Origin of the sequence: Flavobacterium sp. (assembly GCF_043779715.1) — a bacterium.
Classification (GTDB): Bacteria; Bacteroidota; Bacteroidia; order Flavobacteriales; family Flavobacteriaceae; genus Flavobacterium.
The window spans coordinates 1-2,539 of sequence record NZ_JAYWDT010000257.1; the positions used below are offsets into that span (position 1 = coordinate 1).

Sequence of the window (2,539 nt, forward strand, 5' to 3'; positions counted from 1 at the left end):
AGCAGATACACACATAGTGCATAAATCAGTTAATTGTGTTACATCGCCAATGTAAGGCGTTGGGTCAATTTTAATATCATATTTAGTATTTATAGCGCCTAATATTTCAGACATAAACATAGCAGGTCTTATCTCACTTGTAAGTAAAACATTTTCTGAACTTATAAGCTTAGAAACGTTATAGTTTATATTGTCAGTTGCAGGAACTTCTGTTGAATTCGATATAGAAAATATCCTTTCTGTTGAGACTAACGGAACAAACCAACGAATGTTTTCAGTTCCCGTTTGAATCGATTGTAAGGCGTTGTTAATATTTGCTGTACTCCAAACTATATCACCACCTGACAACATAGCAAGCGTGTCTTCGCCTAAAATTTCAGTTAAATTCTTTTGTCCATCCGAAAAGCTTAATTGAAACAAAGAAGGAGTGCTATTTATCCATGATGTATTTTCTAATGTTACAATACCTTCTTTAAAAAGTATGCCGTCTAAGAATAGTTTAGCTCTTTTTTGAACTAATGCAGGTGTAAATTGTTCTGTAAATCCAAAATAACCTAGTAGTTTTATGTTATTTGGCGATGCCTGTACCGAAAATGAATTAGTAAACCCTTTAAAAACCGCTGTAATATCCTGTGTGTAGGTAGTTTTAGTGTTTAATGATACGCTTTCATTGATAAATGTATCAACTAATCCATAAACTCCTGCGGTTTCTTTTTCAATGTATAATTCCATACTATTGATTCTTTATTTTAGAAGCTGTTTCTTTGAATTTTATTGTGTATGATATCTCACGCTTATCGTTTATAGTTGTTTTCTTTACGAAATCTGAATCAATACATGTGACTGGGACTTGTAAATAAGTTGAATAATATCCAATATCATTAACCGTAACAGTATCACTGTCAACTGTTATAGTTTCGTTATCAACTGTTACTATGTTATTATCAACTGTAATACCTTGTTGCGCTACTGTCCATCTATCACCATAGAATCTAATTAAATATATTTTAGGCGAATAAATCAATTCCTCAATTAATGCGTTCATACTCTCGTCCATTACACCAGTATTAACCGTATAAGTTTGAAAGACTTCTTCGATAGCTGTGTTTTTGAAATGCGTGCTTTCGGTATTAATCATTGAACTATCACGAAATGCCTTTTGGGATTCCTGTCTCTTAGTTTCAGTATTCAATACTATCTTTCCTGTAGTCGTTAATTGTTGAAACAATCCGTTACGGTCTAAATAAATAAGCAATAAAGGCTCTTTAACGCATTCTGTTTTTGATGGAATTACTTGTGTAGTAACTACGAAATTATTTGAAGTCCTATTGATTCCGAACACAAAATCTTGTTTAGAGTAATACGGTATGTATTCAGCATATTTTTTAATAGGTGTTTGAGATATATTAAAACCATTTGCGTTCCCAACGAATGAACCGTAAAACGGGTTTTGTTCGTTTCTCCATCTATAACCCAATGTTGCTGCTTTGTCAGTTACATTAATAGCTGCTACACTTGTAGTTTCATCATACGCATAATATGAATACCGATAAAATAAACACATACCTTGAATGTATGGTAATGAAGTATTGTGATATAATAACACAGGGAAATCAACATTATTTAAATTGTCCTTACGTACTAAGTCATTTTTCAAATAGTCCTGTATCTCAAATGAAACATACTTATCCTCATTTGATACCCTAGCTTTATCTAATACATAAGTATGTACATTGGTTTCAACTAAAGAATCATTAATATCAAAAGTAGTTAACTGCAATCTAATTCTAGTATTCTTTTGAGGTGGCACGTAAGTAGGAAAATCAGTAAGTAAATCAATTCTAACCATGACAGGTGAATTGCAAAACGCTACTTGTGATAAATTAGTTATTGTCATTTTGAAACTATGTTTTTAATTAAATCTTTTGCTATTACATTTATTGATTCTGGCAAGTGCTTACGTATTGCCGTTATCATTGGATTGTCCCATACATCTGAATTCCTATCAATAGGCGGTGACCATTTAACAGAACCTAGCTCTTTAGGCTTTTGCCAGCGTCCATAATCTAACTGCGACATCGTTAATCGTTTGCCTTTAGCGTATGGCAATATTGAATCTCTTAAAGAACCGCCTCTGTTTATAATATTCCCTTCTGCGTCAAATGTATCTTTAGATATTCTAACAGTTAACCTTGCTTCATCATAAACTAAATCACCTAAGATAGTCAGTTCTTCCTCAATTATCTTTGTCGCTGTTTTCTTCTTTTGCATTTTCTTCACGTCTTTTTATTAGCAATGCTCTAATATCTTGCTCTTGTTTCTTTTCACGCTTCTTTTGTCGTTCGTATCGCAACACTCTTCCGCTTGTAGCTTTATTAACTCCTTCAACGATGTCACCACTTTCATCTAATCTTTCAATCTTATAAGGAATATCACCCATCATTTTTTTAGCATTCTCTTCAAGTGTTGAATTATCACCGTACGCACCGTAATAATACTCTCTAAACACCATAACTCCTTTTTGGACTTTCTGATTAAT

4 protein-coding genes are annotated in these 2,539 nt (G+C 32.8%); all 4 read right to left on the bottom strand.

Translation table 11 applies throughout. From position 1 onward, the window contains the following. A partial coding sequence (locus tag ACH2BG_RS12515) for a hypothetical protein (RefSeq protein WP_395048029.1) occupies nt 1–732 on the bottom strand: 732 nt, incomplete at its 3' end. 1 nt (nt 733) lies between these two features. Next, a complete protein-coding gene (locus ACH2BG_RS12520) occupies nt 734–1,897 on the bottom strand; it encodes a hypothetical protein (RefSeq protein ID WP_395048030.1) in 1,164 nt (387 codons plus the stop codon). After that, nucleotides 1,894–2,271, bottom strand: coding sequence for a hypothetical protein (locus ACH2BG_RS12525; protein ID WP_395048031.1), 378 nt, complete (start codon nt 2,269–2,271; stop codon nt 1,894–1,896). The genes ACH2BG_RS12520 and ACH2BG_RS12525 overlap by 4 nt, the downstream gene beginning before the upstream one ends. After that, nucleotides 2,237–2,539: hypothetical protein (locus ACH2BG_RS12530; protein ID WP_395048032.1), on the bottom strand; the 303-nt coding region annotated here is incomplete at its 5' end. The genes ACH2BG_RS12530 and ACH2BG_RS12525, both read right to left, overlap by 35 nt.